Raw genomic sequence first — 15,587 nt, forward strand, 5'->3', positions numbered from 1 at the left:
GCAGCTGGGCGAGTGTCTGGCCGTTGTATGGTGGCAGGGCGGTGATGAACGCACTGAGCAGCAGTGGTTCCGCGAGGCAGACGTGGTGATGGCTTATGGCGGAGAAGCCGCGCTGACGGCGATGCAGCGGCGTCTGCCGCCAGCCACGCGCTTTCTGCCGCATGGCCACAAAATCAGCTTTGGCATGGTGGCGCGCTCGGCGCTGGACGTGCGGCGCGGTCCGGCGCTGGCGCGTCAGGTGGCTTACGATGTGATGCGCTATGACCAGGCCGGCTGTTACTCGCCGCAGGCGCTGTTTATTGAGCGCGGTGGCCGGGTGTCGCCGCAGGAGTTTGCTGCTTACCTCGCCCATGAACTTGCCGCGCTGGCACAGCGCTATCCGCGCGCGACGCTGACGCTGGGTGAAAGTCAGGCTGTGGCCGCGTGGCGCAACGCGGAGGAAATGCGTGCGCTGAGCGGTGACCGCACGCTGTACGGTGATGAGCACGATGCCTGGGCGGTGGTGTACGTCGATAAGCCGGAGCCGTTACAACCGGGCGCGCTCGGGCGCACGCTGAAGGTGATTGCCGTGGATACGCTGGAGGAGACGGTAAGCTGGGTAGCCGCGCAGCGCGCGTATCTGCAAAGCGTTGGCCTCGCGGCCGCGCCCGAGGTGCTGTTTCGGCTGGCGGCGCAACTCGGGGCGGCGGGCGTCACGCGCATCACGGCGCTGGGTAACATGACTTCACCGGAGGCGGGCTGGCATCACGATGGCCGCTTTAGCCTGCTGGATCTGGTTACCCTGTGCGAAATCGAACAGGCGGCGGAAACCGCCGCTGAACACTATGCGCCCTATCTTGACTGAGCGGGCGTGGAGAAACGCAATGAAATTCAGCAATTACACCGTGCTGGTGACCGGCGCCAGCCGCGGTATTGGCGCCGCCATTGCCCAGGCCTTTGCCGCCGAAGGCGCGTTTGTCGTGGTCAACTATTTACGTAATCACGACGCCGCTGCGCAGGTGGTGGCGGCCTGTGAAGCACAGGGCGGGGGTGCACTGGCGATTGCCGCCGATGTGACCTGTGCCGCACAGGTAGCCGATATGATGCAGCAGATCGAGGCCGCCACCGGCCGACTGGATGTGGTGGTGAACAATGCCTTCGCACCTTATCGCTTCGATCCGGACCAGCGCCAGCGCTTCTGGGAGACGTCCTGGTCCGCTTACCAGACGCAGTTTGATGGCGCAGTGAACGCCTGCTACAACGTGTGTCAGGCGGCCTTGCCGCTGATGCGCCGCCGCGCGCGCGGCAGTATCATCAATCTGGTGAGTGATTTGATCGCCCGGCCAGCGGTGGCTTATCACGACTATATCACCGCAAAAGCCGCGCTGACGGGCTTTAGCCGGACGCTGGCGGCTGAGCTGGGGGCGCTGGGCATTCGGGTGAACTGCGTGGCGCCGGGACTGGTGTATCCCACCGATGCCAGTCAGCATACGCCAGAAGCGGTCCGCCATGCGTTGACGGCGCAAACGCCGCTCGGACGACTGGCGCGCGCTGCGGATATCACCGGGCCGGTGCTGTTTCTGGCATCAGCGTGGAGCGAATTTGTCACCGGCCAGACGCTGTATGTCGATGGCGGTTTGGTGATGCAGGATCATTAAGCCAGGTCGCCAGTCGCCGCACTGGCGACCTGCCACCGCCCGCCCGGTACCTCAATCCGTTATTCCGCCATGCCCACCGTCATACAGCTATCTGCGCACTGCAGGCAAATTTCAGCACAGGTCTGACAGTGCGGATGCTGGTGCTTCTGGCACTCCCAGCCGGCCAGCTGACAGGCCATCGACGTGATGGTACAGAGCTGCTCGCTCAGTTCACTCTGGGCAGCCAGCAGTTGGGCGGTTACGCGACACAGCGCCGCGCACTGCTGATTCAGGCTAATGCAGACGCTCATCTCACTGGCGTCAGCGTCCAGCAGACAAGCCGCTGCACAGTGGTCGCAGGCGGTCGCGCAGCGATAGCACAGCGCGATACAGTCATTGAGTTCAGCGTTCATGGGTTTCCTTAGCGTCAGGGTAAACGACGCGTGTGTGAGCCTGAAGGGAGAATTTAGCTAAAACAGAGGGGATATCAAGTGGATAGCGGCGGATTAACCCCGGTAAGGTGCATCGCAGATGCAATTATCCCTTTAATAATGCGGAGTTAGCTAATTGTAAGCTTGTGTATATATCAGCGCAGGTAATAAAAACCGCTTAAATAAAAGTGTACAAGTCTGTGTGGCTTGTACAAATATGGCCGCTGCGGATTTGTTAGTTAAATAAGCAATAGTTTAAATTCGTGGTAAATAAACGATGCAATTGAGGCATTATAAGCGAAGCGGTAAATGCTGCCGGATCGCTGAAGATTTGATCGATTAATTGTTTTCCAGCGAGAAAATTACTCTCCTGACAAGGTTTATCACGCATTTAAGCGAAGCGTAAACTCAATGTCAGGAGAGTGTGGTGCCAAAGGTTATCGAGGTTAAATCAGTATTAAGAGGGGAAAGTCTTATTTACGACGACTGATCTTTCCTCCCTTCCTGCCGGCTTCAATGGCACGCTGTGGATCGTTCTTAAAGTTACCGCCACTGACCTGACCACCCTTGCGGCCTGCTTCAGCCGCGCGCTCCTTATCGGCTGCGAAGTTGCCTGAACCCCCACGACGTTGCGTCACTTTTTCTTCCTCTTCAGGTTTCTTCTTTGGATCCTTCATTTTTTTCCTCTCAGTTCATACCCGCATGAAGCAAAAATAAATGTAGCGATGTTTTTACCATAATCAAGCCAGGAATAATCTTAACTTATAATTTACAGCACGTTGGTTGTTTAACGATGAGTCAATTTCAGCTGATTTATTCCGGCAAATCATTTGGGGGGAATTGTTAACATTTTACTTTCATAAAGGGAAGCGTTCTTTTAGCGGCGCTAATGTGAATTGATGACGTTATGACAATTAACCGCTGTCGCATTTCTTAAAAACCTTTCTTGCACAGCCCGGCTTGCTTGCTACGTTTAATTAAGTTGTTCGCCTGGACTTAATTAGCGCTTCGCTTATTTTTCAGATAACCAGCCTGAAAGCGATGAGGTAAGAGCGTGCTGCCGACTCAGTGACGAGCATCCAACGCGGCTGATGTGCCTGGCCGGTGTCACTTTACTTTGGAGCGAAACATGACGAAGGAATCTGTGTATCTGGACTGGCTGCGCGATGCGCATGCTATGGAAAAACACGCGGAAAGCTTGTTGAAAGCGGCGGTGTTGCGCCTGACGGAGCATCCCGCGTTGCAGACGCGCCTTGAGCAGTATCTTGAGCAAAGTCGTGAACAGCAGCAGCAGGTGAAAACGCTGCTGCGCCAGTATGACAGCAGCTGGTCGGTGCTGAAGGAGTCGTTAGGCCGGATGTCGGCGGTCGGTCAGGCCGCCAGCGACATGCTGCAGGATGAAGAGGGCATCCGTGTGGCCGTCAGCAGCTACGTGTTCTGTAACTATAAAATCGCCACCTACTCGACGTTGCTGGTGGCCGCAGAGCAGGCGGAAGAGGGGGAGGATGTCAGGATCGTGCGGCGCATCCTGCAGCAGGAAAGCCAGATGGCCAGCAGGCTGCTGCAGCTGCTGCCACAGGCGGCAGAAGAAGCCATTGTGCTGCGCACGGAACCTGAGCTTTCCGGCACGGATTAAGTCATCCTGCGGCGCGCCCTAGAGATCAATCACCAGTTCCGCCGATTTGCTGCGCGAGCAGCACAAGGCGATATACTGCTCCGGGGCGCTTTTTTCGCTGTCAGACTGCACGGTATCGCGGTGATCGATCTCTCCGGCGGTGACCCGCGTCAGGCAGGCGCCGCACATGCCCATCTCGCAGGAGAGCGGAACGTCGACGCCATGCTCCAGCAGCACCGTGGCAATGGTTTTGTCAGGTGGAATGGTACATTGCTGCCCACTGCGTGCCAGCGTCACGGTAAAGCCCTCTTCCGCGCCAGCCGTGCGGGCGACAGGTTTGAACGCTTCAGCGTGAATATTGGCGCTATCCCAGCCGCCCGCCAGCGCCTGCTGCTGCATGTGCGTCATAAACCCTTCCGGCCCGCACAGGTACAGATGCGTGTCGGCGGCAGCATCAAGCAGTTCCGCCGGTGGATAATCACGGGCGCTGCGGCCTTCGCTGCTGTACCAGATTTCACAAAATCCATGCTGAAAACGCTGCGCCAGTTCGGCGGCAAAAGCTTCATCACCGCGCTGGCGGACAAAGTAATGCAGCACAAAAGGCACGGCGGCGGCCTCCAGCGCCAGCGCCATGGCGTATAGCGGCGTAATGCCAATTCCGGCCGCCAGCAAAATGACTTTAGCGGCCGGTTGCAGAGGAAACAGGTTGCGCGGTGGCGAAATCGCAATCGTCTGGCCGGGGCGCAGCGTGTCGTGCACGTAGCGCGAGCCCCCGCGTGATTGCCCGTCGCGGGCAATACAGATTTGATAGCCGCGCGCGTCATCGCAGCGTCCGGTCAGTGAGTACTGACGTATCAGACCATCACGCAGGTGGACATCAATGTGCGCACCCGGTTGCCAGTCCGGCAGCGGCTGGCCATTTTCCGCCACCAGCGTGACGCTGAGATTGTGACGGCCCTGACGATACAGGCCATCCACCACCACATTCAGCAGATCACTCATCGTTGCCTCCTTACACCAGGAAAAATTCGCCGAAGCCCATGCGCTTCAGGCCGCGACGATAAGCAATGGAGCTGCGATCGGCCGGAATATGCGCTTCCAGAGCGAGGTCGAGCGGCAAACGCTCCGGCTGCTGGGTTTCCACCATCAGGCGGTCTTCTTCGAATACGCGCTGATTGAAGGCGTGCACCTCTTCGACCGGGATGTGCAGGTCAAAATTACGCGCGATGGGCGCAAACATGCGCGTTTTGCGCGCCGACACCGGCGACGCGGCATTCATGATCACCAGGCGCGATTCGCCGGGGAAATGAATGGTCAGCGTGGCGGTAAACGGCAGATGCATCTCGAAATGACGCAGCCAGCTAAATCCTTCCGGCGCCTGCTGCGGACTGTCAGCGGCAAAGTTACTCACTGAGCTCCAGTAATCCACGGCAAAACCGGTCTCGGTTTCGACCGGGTTATAGGCAGGTACTACCTGGTTGTTGGGATCGGCGAAGGTTTCCGTGTGCACCCAGGCGAAGTGCGCCACATCCAGAAAACCTTCCACCTGGCGTCCGGCAAAGCCGTTGACGTCAAAACCGGGACAGTTGATCTGTTGAAAACCAGCATCATCCCAGTGCGGCATGGTGGGCAGCGGCGCGGGCTGGTCAGCATCCGGCGCGAGGCACACCCAAATCAACCCAAAGCGCTCTTCCACCGCGTAACTGATCAAATTGAGTTTGGCCGGAATCGGCTGGTCGGGGCTGGACGGGATGCGATTGCAGCGGCCACCGGCACCGAAGCGCAAGCCGTGATAAGGGCAGACAATACCCTCTTCATCATGAAAACCCAGCGTCAGCGGGACGCCACGATGCGGGCAAACGTCGCGTGCCGCTACCACCTGACCCTGCAGACGATACAGCACCAGCTGCTCGTCAAGCAGCACCGCTTTGGTCGGTGCGCCGGCGATATCACAGGAACGGGCAACCGGATGCCACTGTCGCGCCAGACGCAGCCAGTCATCAGGTTCAAACGTGCAGTGTGCGGGAGGCGTAATGTTATTCATGCTGTTGTCCTGTCAGGTGCTCACACAAGGCGAAATAGAAGGCTTCATTTTTGTCAGGACATTGTTAATATGCTTGCCTGTGCAAATCCATCAGCAAGAATGCAGCCAGGTGTTGCAAAAAACCGTACAGGTGAGCAATGAGCCCGTTTTCCCGCTTTGCCGTCTATTTTGCCGAAGTGGCGCGCAGCGGCAGTTTGCGCAAAGCCGCTGAGCAGCTGCACGTTTCCGCTTCTGCCATTAACCGGCAGATTCTGCAGGCGGAAGAGAGTTTTGGTACGCCGCTGTTTGAGCGTTTGCCGGAAGGGCTGCGCATGACCACCGCCGGAGAATTGCTGTATGACGATGTGATGCGCTGGCAGCGTGAGTTTCGCGTCACGCGGCAGCGCTTTGATGATATTCAGGGGCTGAAGCGCGGTAACGTAACGGCCGGGCTGGTGCAGTCGCTGACTAAAGGCAGCGTGGCAGACGCCATCGCCGATATCGCACGCCAGCATCAGTGGCTGCGGCTGGAGCTGACGGTGGACAACAGCCACCGCATCAGCCAGATGATTCGCCAGTCGGAAATCGATTTTGGCCTGATTCTCGATCCCGCCGGGCAGAGCGGACTGGAAGTGCTGGCGTTTGCCGAACTGGAGATGGGCGTGGTGATGGCCGCCGACCATCCGCTTAGCACGAGGCCTCTGCTGTCGCTCAGCGAACTCAGTCATGAGCGACACATTGTGCCTGGCGCCGCGCTGGTGGTCCACGAACGTGTCGATGCGCTGTACCGCAAGCAGGGGCTGGCGCCGGAAAACATTATCGCCTGTAACGACATCCGCCTGATTCGCAGCCTGATCGCGCAGGGCACCGGCATCAGCGTGCTGAGCCTGCTGGACGTGATGACCGAGGTGCAGGAGAACCAGCTCTGCTTCGTACCGCTCAGGCACAGCGTGATGCGACCGCTGACCCTGGCGCTGTGTACTGCGCCGTCGCGCCAGCTATCGCGGGCGGCGCAGATGGTGATTCAGCGTATGACTGAGGTGATCGAGGCGATGGCCAGCGTCAGGCCCGCAGGCGGGCCGTAATCACGTTCAGTGCCCGGTTTCGGCATGCGGCGCGCGGGTTTTGCTGGCACCGGCACCGCCCGATGGACGGGCGATAATAATACCGAGAATACCGCCGGCAATCAGCGCCATCGCCACAATCAGCAATCCTGAGTGATAACTTTGCGTCGCATCTTTCATTTTTCCCAGCAGCGGCGGTAAACCCAGTCCGACAAAATTTGCCACCGTGTTGATAAAGGCAATCGATGCCGCAGCAGCTACGCCAGCTAATTTTTCTGTGGTCACTGCCCAGAATATTGGCGTCAGGGCAAAGTTAAGCCCGACGGTGAAGACCAGCAAAATATAGGACAGCAACAGGCTGTCCGAATAAATCGCGCCGGTTAGTGCCAGGCCCGATAAAATTAATGGCAAGCCCATATGCCAGGCGCGTTCACCGCTGCGATCGGAGTGGCGTCCGTTTAAATACATAAATACGCAGGCCATCACAAAGGGCAGGGCGGATAACAGGCTGATAATAAAATTACTCTGCTCAGCGGCCATGCTTTTAATAATCAACGGCATGAACAACGTAATACCGATCGAGCCAAACGCCTGTAAAAACCATACCAGACTGAGCAATAACACCGTGCGATCTTTTAATGCCTGCAGCCAGGAGTGGTTCTTATTCAGGGTAACACCCAGATTGTCCTGTTCGAGGCGCTGGCGCAGCCAGTGTTTTTGCGGTGTAGTTAACCAGACAGCATCGTCGGGCTTATCGGGTAAGCGCCACAGCACCAGACAACCAAGCACTACCGCGGGAATGCCTTCCAGCGCGAAAAGCCAGCGCCAGCCTGCGATATCGGCAATGCCATGCATATTGAGAATGGCACCGGAAATGGGCAGACCAATAATCGACGCGCCCACCGATCCCATATAAAAGAAAGACATTGCACGTGCGCGGTTACTTTTAGGGAACCAGCAGGAAATATAATAGATAATACCCGGCGCAAAACCGGCTTCGGCCATACCGAGTAAAAAACGCATTACATATAACTGATTGGCGCTATGAACCAGCGCCATGCCGGTACTGACAATGCCCCAGGTAATCATAATGCGCGCTATCCAGCGCCGGGCGCCGACTTTGGTCATAATGACATTACTGGGAATTTCGAAAAGAATGTAGGAAATATAGAACATGCCGACACCGAGGCCGTACATGCTGGTGGTAAGCCCGAGATCGGCATTCATTTGCAGCGCAGCGATAGAGATATTGGTTTTATCGAGATTAGCGACAAAATAACAGATTACGATAAACGGGATGATGCGCTTATTTAATTGACTCAACGTAGAACCAGAAACATCGGAACTTATCATATCCACCTCGTCACGCAGCATTACGCCACTCCGCGCCGGCAGACAGGCGCAAGGGTAGCGATGTCATGAATGATCTGTTTCGCTTGCTAAGCAATAAATGAAGTACAGCCGAAAATAAAAATCATTTTATTTCGGCCACGCGGCAGCATTAACTATGCCGATAGTGATATTGCACATGAGCGATATAAATCGTCATGAGTTAGCAGTGTAGTACAATCTATTTTGATTGTACTACAATAGAGATCACAGATTGGACGATTGGCAGGCGTTAAACGATCGCGGCGTAATCACCGGTACCCTCCGGCCAGGGCGTGAGCAGGTCGAAGCCGGTATCCGTGACGGCGACAGTGTGCTCCCACTGCGCGGACAGGGAGCGATCTTTGGTCACCACCGTCCAGCCATCAGACAGCACGCTGGTGCTCGCTTTGCCGGCGTTAATCATGGGCTCAATGGTAAAAATCATGCCAGCCTGCAGCGCCAGCCCCTGGCCCGGCGTGCCGTAATGCAAAATTTGCGGATCGCCGTGGTAGATCTCGCCGACGCCGTGACCGCAATACTCGCGTACCACGGAAAAACCGGCCTTTTCAGCGACCTGCTGAATAGCCGCACCGATATCGCCCAGCGTTGCACCGGGTTTCACCACCCGAATGCCTGCCACCATTGATTCATACGTCACGTCAACCAGGCGCTTAGCGCGTACCGAAGGCTGACCGACGAAATACATGCGGCTGGTGTCGCCGTACCAGCCGTCTTTGATGACCGCCACGTCGATATTGACGATGTCGCCGTCTTTGAGCTTTTTCTCGCCCGGAATCCCGTGGCACACCACGTGATTAACCGAGGTGCAAACGGTACGGGTGTAACCCTGATAGCCAATGTTAGCCGGAATGACCTTTAGCTCATTGACAATATAGTCATGACAGCGGCGATCCAGTTCATCGGTGGTAACGCCGGGTTTCACCCAGGGCGCGATCATCTCCAGGACTTTGGCGGCGGCGTGACCGGCGGCGCGCGCCCGTTCAATTTCTTCAGCGGTATGCAGTTTAATACTCATTGCGCGATTCCCTGCGGAATAAAGGAAGGTTGGTCAAGCAGCTGCGCCAGTTCAGCGCCGCCATCACGTTCGACCCGCATCAGCAGGCGTGTCAGTTCCTGATGGCTGAGCTGCGGATAAAGTTCGGCCAGCATGCCGATTTTCATCCAGTGCTCCGCCTGCGCGTTGATCGAACGACTGAGCGCCGTGCTGGCGATGCGCAGGTTCTCATGCATTAAATCCGAAATTTTGACGATACCCATAGCTGGCCTTTATATGAAACGTATATGATATGTATATAGCATATCCACAACGGCATGATTTGCAAGGTCAGATTTTCAGCTGTGCGTAAATTTGCGAAATTTGTCAGAAAATCAAATACATTGTTTAGACCACTACGTTCTCGTCTCCACGCGGACCGGGATACTTTTTGGTCATAGAAAGATTTTTATGACCGGGCAGCCGCTGCGATTCTCGTGAAGAGAAATGAGGTGATACGAAAACGGCACGGCTTTTGCTTGACTCACTTTTTGGCATCAAAGGGTGGGGGAGCAATGGATGACGCACTGAGTTGGTTACAGGCCTCAAGGCAAAGCGATATTGCCAGCCTGCAACGCCTTCGCCAGACCGGCAAACTCATTACCACCGTCAGCGAGCTGGTGCATCAGCTTCAGCGCGAGCGGGGGGCGAGCAATCTGTGGATATGTTCAGAAGGCAGGCTTTACGGCGAGCAACGGCTCGCCAGTGAGCAGGATGTGACGCGCTGCCAACGGGATTTTTGCCAGGCCTTACCCAGGGTTGAAGCCCAGCCGGGATACAGCCGCTTCTGCAACCTGATCGCCGCCGCGCTGCAGGCCCTGGCCGGATTACCGGCGTTGCGCCAGCAGATTACGCAACAGCAGATCGCGCACGCGCAGGCCGTTGCGGCGTTCAGTACCATTATCCGTAGCTTACTGAACCTGGTTTTTGAGGCCGCCGACACCGCCAGCCATCCTGACATTACCCGCGCGCTCATTGCGCTGTTCAGCTTTATGCAGGGCAAAGAGCTGACGGGACAGGAACGCGCCCTGGGAGCGGCCGGCTTTGCTGCCGGACAATTCAGCGCGGAGCAGCGCAGCGCCATGGTGGCCTTAATTGAAGCACAGGAACAAAGCTTTTCGACCTTCCAGCAGTTTGCCGATGAGGCGGTTTTACACCACTGGCAGCCGCTGGCGCAGGCCAGTCGTGAAATTGAACGACTGCGACGCATTGCCTGTACCGACGGTCGGCGGGACGACAGTGGCGCGCTGCACTGGTTTTCGCTGCTGTCACAGCGCATCGACCAAATGAAATTGCTGGAGGATCGGCTGTCAGCCACGCTGATGTTGCGCTGCCGCGAGGCGATCGCACTGGCACAGCATCAGGCAGCTGAACCTCTGCATGTGGCGCAGTCGGGCTGCGATTTTACATTATATGTCTCCGGGGTGGACTGGCTGCCCACCGAGTCCGGTGCGCTGAACAGCGACGGGCTGGCACCCCAGCTGGGTCGTTCACTGCTGTCGTTGATCACGGAGCAGTCTCAGCGTTTACAGCATCAGGCCAATGAGCTGGCCACCCTGCGCGCCACGCTGGAAGAGCGCAAACTGCTCGACCAGGCCAAAACCTGGCTGATGCAGCAGCATGGGCTGAGTGAAGAGCACGCCTGGCAACGGCTGCGTAAAAGCGCGATGGATCAGAATAAACGGCTACCGGAAATCGCCCAGGCGATCGTCACGGTGGCAGCCACAATGAAGAGATAACTCTAAAGCGTTAGCTGCACAATGCTTGTGCGTATTCTGCGTCAAAAACGTGCAAAATCGGTTAAAAAACCAGCCCGGGGAAAGCCCTGATCGCCACGCGCAGGGCCGTTTCAAAGCTGGCATGCAGTTTGCTTTACCCTATTAAGTGTATGCATTAGCTTTGCCAACGGCGGTAAAGCGAGTGCTTTTGGATAAAGGCGTCCATCTCCCTGTGAAAGCAGTGGAGAGGACGCCTTTTTTTATTTCCTGAGGGTGGCAAAAAATGAGCAAATCGCCAGTTTCACTGTCTCGACGTCAACTGCTGTTATCCAGCGCCGCCGCTGGCGGGCTGTGGCTGTTGCCGGGATTGCGCAACGCCGTATGGGCGGCGGGTTCCGATGCGCCAGAAAAAGCCACCGTGCGGGTGGGATTTATTCCACTGACCGACTGTGCGCCGGTCGTCATGGCCTCGGTGAAAGGCTTCGACAAAAAATATGGTCTGACGCTACAGCCCAGTAAAGAAGCCAGTTGGGCAGCCGTCCGCGACAAACTGATCTCCGGTGAGCTCGATGCAGCACACGTCCTGTACAGCATGATCTATGGCCTGCAACTGGGCGTTGCCGGTCCTCAGCATGCGATGGCGAACCTGATGACGCTCAATAACAATGGCCAGGCAATCTCCCTGTCGAACCAGCTTAAAGCGCAAAAAGTCACCGATGCCGCCAGCCTGAAAAAGACCATCGACAGCAAGGCCAAAGGCAGTCTCACCTTTGCGCATACCTTTCCGACCAGTACCCACGCGATGTGGCTCTACTACTGGCTGGCGAATGCCGGTATCAATCCATTTGATGACGTGCGCACTGTCGTCGTGCCGCCGCCGCAGATGGTGATGAATATGAAGATTGGCAATATGAGCGGCTTCTGTGTGGGCGAGCCGTGGAATCAGCGCGCCATCAGTGATGATATTGGTTTTACCGTCGCTACCAGTCAGCAGATTTGGCCCGATCACCCCGAAAAAATTCTTGGCACCCGCGCCGCGTGGGTGAAAGAAAACCCCAATACGGCGCGCGCGCTGACGGCGGCTGTCCTGGAGGCGGCACGCTGGATCGATGCCTCCGATGATAACCGCCGCGAAACGGCGCAGGTGCTGGCCGGACGCGCCTGGATCAACACCAAACCTGAGATTCTGCAGGGTCGCATGCTCGGCCAGTACGAAAACGGGCTGGGACACAAATGGCAAGACCCGCATGCGATGCGCTTCTTCCATGACGGCAGCGTCAGTTTCCCGTATCTGTCCGATGGCATGTGGTTCCTCACCCAGCTTAAGCGCTGGGGAATGCTGACCGAGGATCCGGACTATCTGGGCGTCGCAAAGCAGATCAACCGAATTGATATCTACAAACAGGCAGCGAGCGCCGTCGGCAACATCACGTTGCCCGGCAGTGAGATGCGCAGCAGCACCCTGATCGACGGCAAGGTGTGGGATGGCACGAATCCTGCCGTTTACGCCGCCAGCTTTGCCATTAACCACAAAGAGAGGTCGTGATGAAAAGCCAGACTCGCTCCCTGACGCAGCCTGAGACGCTGCCCACCCGGGCCACGGTGGTGCCCCTTCAGGTCACGCCAAAAAAGATGCGCTCGCCTGCGCGCCTGCGTCCGTTTTTGCAGCGTGCCATTCCCGCGCTGTGCGGTGTGATGCTTCTGCTTCTGATCTGGCAGATCGCGGCCCTTTCCAGCAAAGGCTTTCCCGGCCCGTACGCCACCTGGGAAGCGGCGAAAATCCTGTTCGCAGATCCGTTCTATAACAACGGCCCTAACGATCAGGGCATCGGCTGGAATGTGCTGGCCTCGCTGCAGCGCGTCGCTATCGGCTTTGGCCTGGCCGCGCTGGTGGGGATTCCCGCAGGCTTTCTGCTGGGGCGTTTTGCCTTTGTGGCACGCATGTTCAATCCGGTTATCGCGCTACTGCGTCCGGTCAGCCCGCTGGCCTGGCTGCCTATCGGCCTGCTGCTGTTCCAGCGCGCCGAACCGGCCTCCAGCTGGACCATTTTTATCTGTTCTATCTGGCCGATGATTATTAATACCGCCGAAGGTGTACAGCGCATTCCACAGGATTACCTCAATGTGGCGCGCGTGCTGCAACTGTCGGAATGGACCATCCTGCGCCGCATCCTGTTTCCCGCCGTTCTGCCTGCGGTGCTGACCGGGGTCCGCCTGTCGATTGGTATCGCCTGGCTGGTGATCGTGGCTGCCGAAATGCTGACGGGAGGCCTGGGGATCGGCTTCTGGATCTGGAACGAGTGGAACAACCTCAATGTTGAAAACATCCTGATTGCCATTTTGCTGATTGGCGTCGTCGGCCTGCTACTGGAGCAGGGACTGATGCTGCTGGCGCGTCGCTTTAGCTGGGATAAATAAGGGGAACACTATGCAACCTATCATTCGTGTACAGCAGGTCAGCCAACGTTTTACCACTTCCGGCGGCGATTTTCTGGCGCTCGATAATGTCAGCTTTGATATTCATCAGGGGGAAACCCTGAGCCTGATCGGCCACTCCGGCTGTGGTAAATCCACGCTGCTCAACCTGATCGCCGGTTTAACCCGACCTACCAGCGGCGTCCTGTTATGCGATAACCGCGAAGTCACCGGCCCCGGCCCTGAGCGCGCCGTTGTGTTTCAAAACCACTCGCTGTTGCCCTGGCTGACGGCGTTTCAGAACGTTGAGCTGGCGGTAGAGCAGGTGTTTAAAGGCAAGATGAACAAGGCGGAAATGCGTGACTGGATCGAGCACAACCTGAACCAGGTGCAAATGAGTCATGCCATGCATAAACGCCCCGGCGAGATCTCCGGCGGCATGAAGCAGCGTGTCGGTATCGCCCGCGCGCTGGCAATGAAACCTCGCGTGCTGCTGCTCGACGAACCCTTCGGTGCGCTGGATGCCTTAACGCGCGCGCATCTGCAGGACAGCGTCATGCGCATCCAGCAGGCGCTGAACACCACCATCGTCCTGATTACCCATGATGTGGATGAAGCCGTGTTGCTGTCCGATCGGGTACTGATGATGACCAACGGTCCGGCGGCGCAGGTGGGCGATATCCTGACGATCGACCTGGTCCGGCCGCGTTCACGCGTGGCGCTGGCGGATGACGTGCGTTATCACCAGCTGCGCCAGAAAGTGCTGCATTTTCTCTACGAAAAACAGACTTCGGCGGCATAAGGACGACACCATGAGACAACGGCTGCTGGTTGCGGGTAACGGGATGGCGGGCATGCACATGGTAGAAACTCTGTTGCAGCTGGCGCCGATGCGTTACGACATCACTGTGATTGGCCGTGAGCCGCACGGCAACTATAACCGTGTGCTGTTGTCGCCGCTGCTGGCCGGAGAAACCACCGTTGAGCAAACGCTGATCCACGACCCTGACTGGTATCACCGTCACGGCATAACATTGCGGGTGGGAGAGACGGTGGAACAGGTGAATATTGCTGAGCGGACCTTACGCACCGACCAGCGCCTGCTGCACTGGGACCGCCTGGTACTGGCGACCGGATCGCAGCCCTGCAGACCGTCTGTTCCAGGCAGCGACCTGCCGCATGTCAGCACCTTTCGCACGCTGCAGGATGTGGACACTTTGCTGGCCGGACAGGGTCCGGTAGTGGTGGTCGGTGGGGGCTATCTGGGTATTGAAGCAGCCGCCGGCCTTCAGGCGCAGGGACGTCAGGTCACGCTGATTCATCGTCAGTCACGTTTGCTGGACAGACAGCTGGATATCAGGGCAGGGGAATTACTGCTGGCTCAGCTCCGGGCGCGCGGCATTCGCTGTGAACTGAATGCCAGCCTTGCGGCGATCCGCACGGATAGCGTGATCCTCCACGATGGCCGTGTGCTGGCGGCGCAGCAGGTGGTGATGGCCATTGGTGTCCAGCCGGCGATCGCCGTGGCACAGGCCGCCGGTATTCCCTGTCAGCGCGGCATTCTGGTGGATCGCCAGTTGCGCACTGCGCACGCCGGAATTTATGCCGTAGGCGAATGTTGTGAAATCAGCGGCGAGACCTTCGGTCTGCTCGCGCCCTGTCTGGCCCAGGCAAAGATTCTGGCGGCGCAACTGGCCGATCGGCCTCAGGGGGATTTCTACAGCGCGGCCACGGGCACCCGTCTCAAAGTCAGCGGCATTTCCCTGTTTAGCGCTGGTGACGTTCGCGAAGCCCCGTCTGTCACCAGTTTTGACCCGATCGCCGGGCACTATCGCCGCCTGTTCCTCAAAGACGGCCGACTGAACGGCGTGCTGCTGTATGGCGACTGCCAGCAAAGTGGCGCGCTGCTGAACCAACTCCATAATGCCGGACCGGTTTCTGTGAATACGCTGTTCGGCCTTGATGAACCTGAAACGCAGCCGCTGGCTGCAGGAAACCCTGTGATGAGCCAAACGAAACCTGTATTAGCCGTGGTGGGTCACGGCATGGTCAGCCACCATTTTCTGGAGCAGCTGGTCGCCCGTAACCTGCATCAGCATTATCACATTGTGGTCTACGGCGAAGAGCGCTATCAGGCTTACGATCGGGTTCACCTTTCTGAGTATTTCACCGGTAAAACGGCAACAGAGTTGTCGCTGGTGAGCGAGGATTTTTTTGCCCGGAACGCAATTGAACTGCGCAGCGGTTGCCGGGTAGAGGCGATCGATCGCCAGCAGCGCA

Annotated in this window: 16 protein-coding genes; 9 read left to right on the top strand and 7 right to left on the bottom strand. The window is 57.5% G+C overall.

Translation table 11 applies throughout. The annotated features are described in order from the left end of the window. Both ERD80_RS11775 and ERD80_RS11780 read left to right on the top strand, forming a co-directional pair. On the top strand, positions 1–844 hold an 844-nt coding region (locus tag ERD80_RS11775; RefSeq protein ID WP_282183363.1), incomplete at its 5' end, for an acyl-CoA reductase. A 19-nt stretch (positions 845–863) separates the two neighbouring features. Then, the gene (locus tag ERD80_RS11780; protein WP_088517516.1) at positions 864–1,637 is read left to right on the top strand and encodes an SDR family oxidoreductase; all 774 of its coding nucleotides are present in this window, start codon (positions 864–866) and stop codon (positions 1,635–1,637) included. Between the two features lie 59 nt (positions 1,638–1,696). Here the strand turns inward: ERD80_RS11780 and ERD80_RS11785 are convergent, their stop codons facing one another. Then, positions 1,697–2,029: a four-helix bundle copper-binding protein gene (locus tag ERD80_RS11785; protein WP_058758661.1), complete on the bottom strand. Its 333-nt coding sequence runs from the start codon at positions 2,027–2,029 to the stop codon at positions 1,697–1,699. 491 nt (positions 2,030–2,520) lie between these two features. Next, positions 2,521–2,685: a general stress protein gene (locus ERD80_RS11790; protein WP_010615780.1), complete on the bottom strand. Its 165-nt coding sequence runs from the start codon at positions 2,683–2,685 to the stop codon at positions 2,521–2,523. A gap of 491 nt (positions 2,686–3,176) precedes the next feature. Between ERD80_RS11790 and ERD80_RS11795 the strand changes: the two genes are divergently transcribed. Then, a complete protein-coding gene (locus ERD80_RS11795) occupies positions 3,177–3,683 on the top strand; it encodes a DUF892 family protein (protein WP_041387188.1) in 507 nt (168 codons plus the stop codon). 18 nt (positions 3,684–3,701) lie between these two features. Here ERD80_RS11795 and ERD80_RS11800 read toward each other — a convergent pair whose 3' ends face one another. Both ERD80_RS11800 and hpxD read right to left on the bottom strand, forming a co-directional pair. After that, positions 3,702–4,664 (bottom strand): PDR/VanB family oxidoreductase, encoded by a 963-nt coding sequence (locus tag ERD80_RS11800; protein ID WP_136547019.1) that lies wholly within the window; start codon positions 4,662–4,664, stop codon positions 3,702–3,704. 10 nt (positions 4,665–4,674) lie between these two features. Next, positions 4,675–5,706 carry a molybdenum cofactor-independent xanthine hydroxylase subunit HpxD gene (hpxD, locus tag ERD80_RS11805; protein ID WP_058781371.1) on the bottom strand — a complete coding sequence of 344 codons (1,032 nt, stop codon included), beginning with the start codon at positions 5,704–5,706 and terminating at the stop codon, positions 4,675–4,677. A 137-nt stretch (positions 5,707–5,843) separates the two neighbouring features. Here hpxD and ERD80_RS11810 point away from each other — a divergent pair, with 137 nt between their 5' ends. Continuing rightward, positions 5,844–6,770, top strand: a complete 927-nt coding sequence (locus ERD80_RS11810; RefSeq protein ID WP_021508717.1) for a LysR family transcriptional regulator — start codon at positions 5,844–5,846, stop codon at positions 6,768–6,770. 6 nt (positions 6,771–6,776) lie between these two features. Here ERD80_RS11810 and ERD80_RS11815 read toward each other — a convergent pair whose 3' ends face one another. The 3 genes from ERD80_RS11815 to ERD80_RS11825 all read right to left on the bottom strand — a co-directional run bounded on the left by ERD80_RS11815 (position 6,777) and on the right by ERD80_RS11825 (position 9,398). After that, entirely contained in the window at positions 6,777–8,099 is a 1,323-nt protein-coding gene (locus ERD80_RS11815; protein WP_136547023.1) for an MFS transporter, read from the bottom strand. A 271-nt stretch (positions 8,100–8,370) separates the two neighbouring features. Further along, on the bottom strand, positions 8,371–9,156 hold the full coding sequence (gene map / locus ERD80_RS11820; RefSeq protein WP_136547021.1) for a type I methionyl aminopeptidase: 786 nt from the start codon (positions 9,154–9,156) through the stop codon (positions 8,371–8,373). Continuing rightward, on the bottom strand, positions 9,153–9,398 hold the full coding sequence (locus ERD80_RS11825; protein ID WP_010615787.1) for a ParD-like family protein: 246 nt from the start codon (positions 9,396–9,398) through the stop codon (positions 9,153–9,155). Before ERD80_RS11825 ends, map begins: the two co-directional genes overlap by 4 nt. A gap of 291 nt (positions 9,399–9,689) precedes the next feature. Between ERD80_RS11825 and ERD80_RS11830 the strand changes: the two genes are divergently transcribed. The 5 genes from ERD80_RS11830 to ERD80_RS11850 form a co-directional block, all read left to right on the top strand. Then, positions 9,690–10,913, top strand: a complete 1,224-nt coding sequence (locus tag ERD80_RS11830) for a nitrate regulatory protein (RefSeq protein ID WP_021508714.1) — start codon at positions 9,690–9,692, stop codon at positions 10,911–10,913. Positions 10,914–11,175: 262 nt separating this feature from the next. Then, positions 11,176–12,438 carry a CmpA/NrtA family ABC transporter substrate-binding protein gene (locus ERD80_RS11835; protein WP_104187745.1) on the top strand — a complete coding sequence of 421 codons (1,263 nt, stop codon included), beginning with the start codon at positions 11,176–11,178 and terminating at the stop codon, positions 12,436–12,438. Then, complete coding sequence (gene ntrB, locus ERD80_RS11840; protein ID WP_021508712.1) at positions 12,438–13,310, top strand: nitrate ABC transporter permease; 873 nt, start codon at positions 12,438–12,440, stop codon at positions 13,308–13,310. The genes ERD80_RS11835 and ntrB overlap by 1 nt, the downstream gene beginning before the upstream one ends. Positions 13,311–13,320: 10 nt before the next feature. Continuing rightward, positions 13,321–14,109, top strand: coding sequence for an ABC transporter ATP-binding protein (locus tag ERD80_RS11845; RefSeq protein ID WP_058781374.1), 789 nt, complete (start codon positions 13,321–13,323; stop codon positions 14,107–14,109). Positions 14,110–14,119: 10 nt separating this feature from the next. Continuing rightward, positions 14,120–15,587 (top strand): FAD-dependent oxidoreductase (locus tag ERD80_RS11850; protein WP_168926271.1); only part of this gene is annotated, 1,468 nt, incomplete at its 3' end.

This window comes from Pantoea sp. R102 (assembly GCF_004916815.1).
In the GTDB taxonomy this organism is placed as follows: Bacteria; Pseudomonadota; Gammaproteobacteria; order Enterobacterales; family Enterobacteriaceae; genus Pantoea; species Pantoea dispersa.

Excerpts from the sequence above, each read along its gene's own strand:
- ERD80_RS11780 (WP_088517516.1), top strand. The coding sequence starts at position 864 with ATGAAATTCAGCAATTACACCGTGCTGGTGACCGGCGCCAGCCGCGGT.
- ERD80_RS11785 (WP_058758661.1), bottom strand. The coding sequence starts at position 2,029 with ATGAACGCTGAACTCAATGACTGTATCGCGCTGTGCTATCGCTGCGCG.
- ERD80_RS11795 (WP_041387188.1), top strand. The coding sequence starts at position 3,177 with ATGACGAAGGAATCTGTGTATCTGGACTGGCTGCGCGATGCGCATGCT.
- ERD80_RS11800 (WP_136547019.1), bottom strand. The coding sequence starts at position 4,664 with ATGAGTGATCTGCTGAATGTGGTGGTGGATGGCCTGTATCGTCAGGGC.
- hpxD (WP_058781371.1), bottom strand. The coding sequence starts at position 5,706 with ATGAATAACATTACGCCTCCCGCACACTGCACGTTTGAACCTGATGAC.
- ERD80_RS11810 (WP_021508717.1), top strand. The coding sequence starts at position 5,844 with ATGAGCCCGTTTTCCCGCTTTGCCGTCTATTTTGCCGAAGTGGCGCGC.
- map (WP_136547021.1), bottom strand. The coding sequence starts at position 9,156 with ATGAGTATTAAACTGCATACCGCTGAAGAAATTGAACGGGCGCGCGCC.
- ERD80_RS11825 (WP_010615787.1), bottom strand. The coding sequence starts at position 9,398 with ATGGGTATCGTCAAAATTTCGGATTTAATGCATGAGAACCTGCGCATC.
- ERD80_RS11830 (WP_021508714.1), top strand. The coding sequence starts at position 9,690 with ATGGATGACGCACTGAGTTGGTTACAGGCCTCAAGGCAAAGCGATATT.
- ERD80_RS11835 (WP_104187745.1), top strand. The coding sequence starts at position 11,176 with ATGAGCAAATCGCCAGTTTCACTGTCTCGACGTCAACTGCTGTTATCC.
- ntrB (WP_021508712.1), top strand. The coding sequence starts at position 12,438 with ATGAAAAGCCAGACTCGCTCCCTGACGCAGCCTGAGACGCTGCCCACC.
- ERD80_RS11845 (WP_058781374.1), top strand. The coding sequence starts at position 13,321 with ATGCAACCTATCATTCGTGTACAGCAGGTCAGCCAACGTTTTACCACT.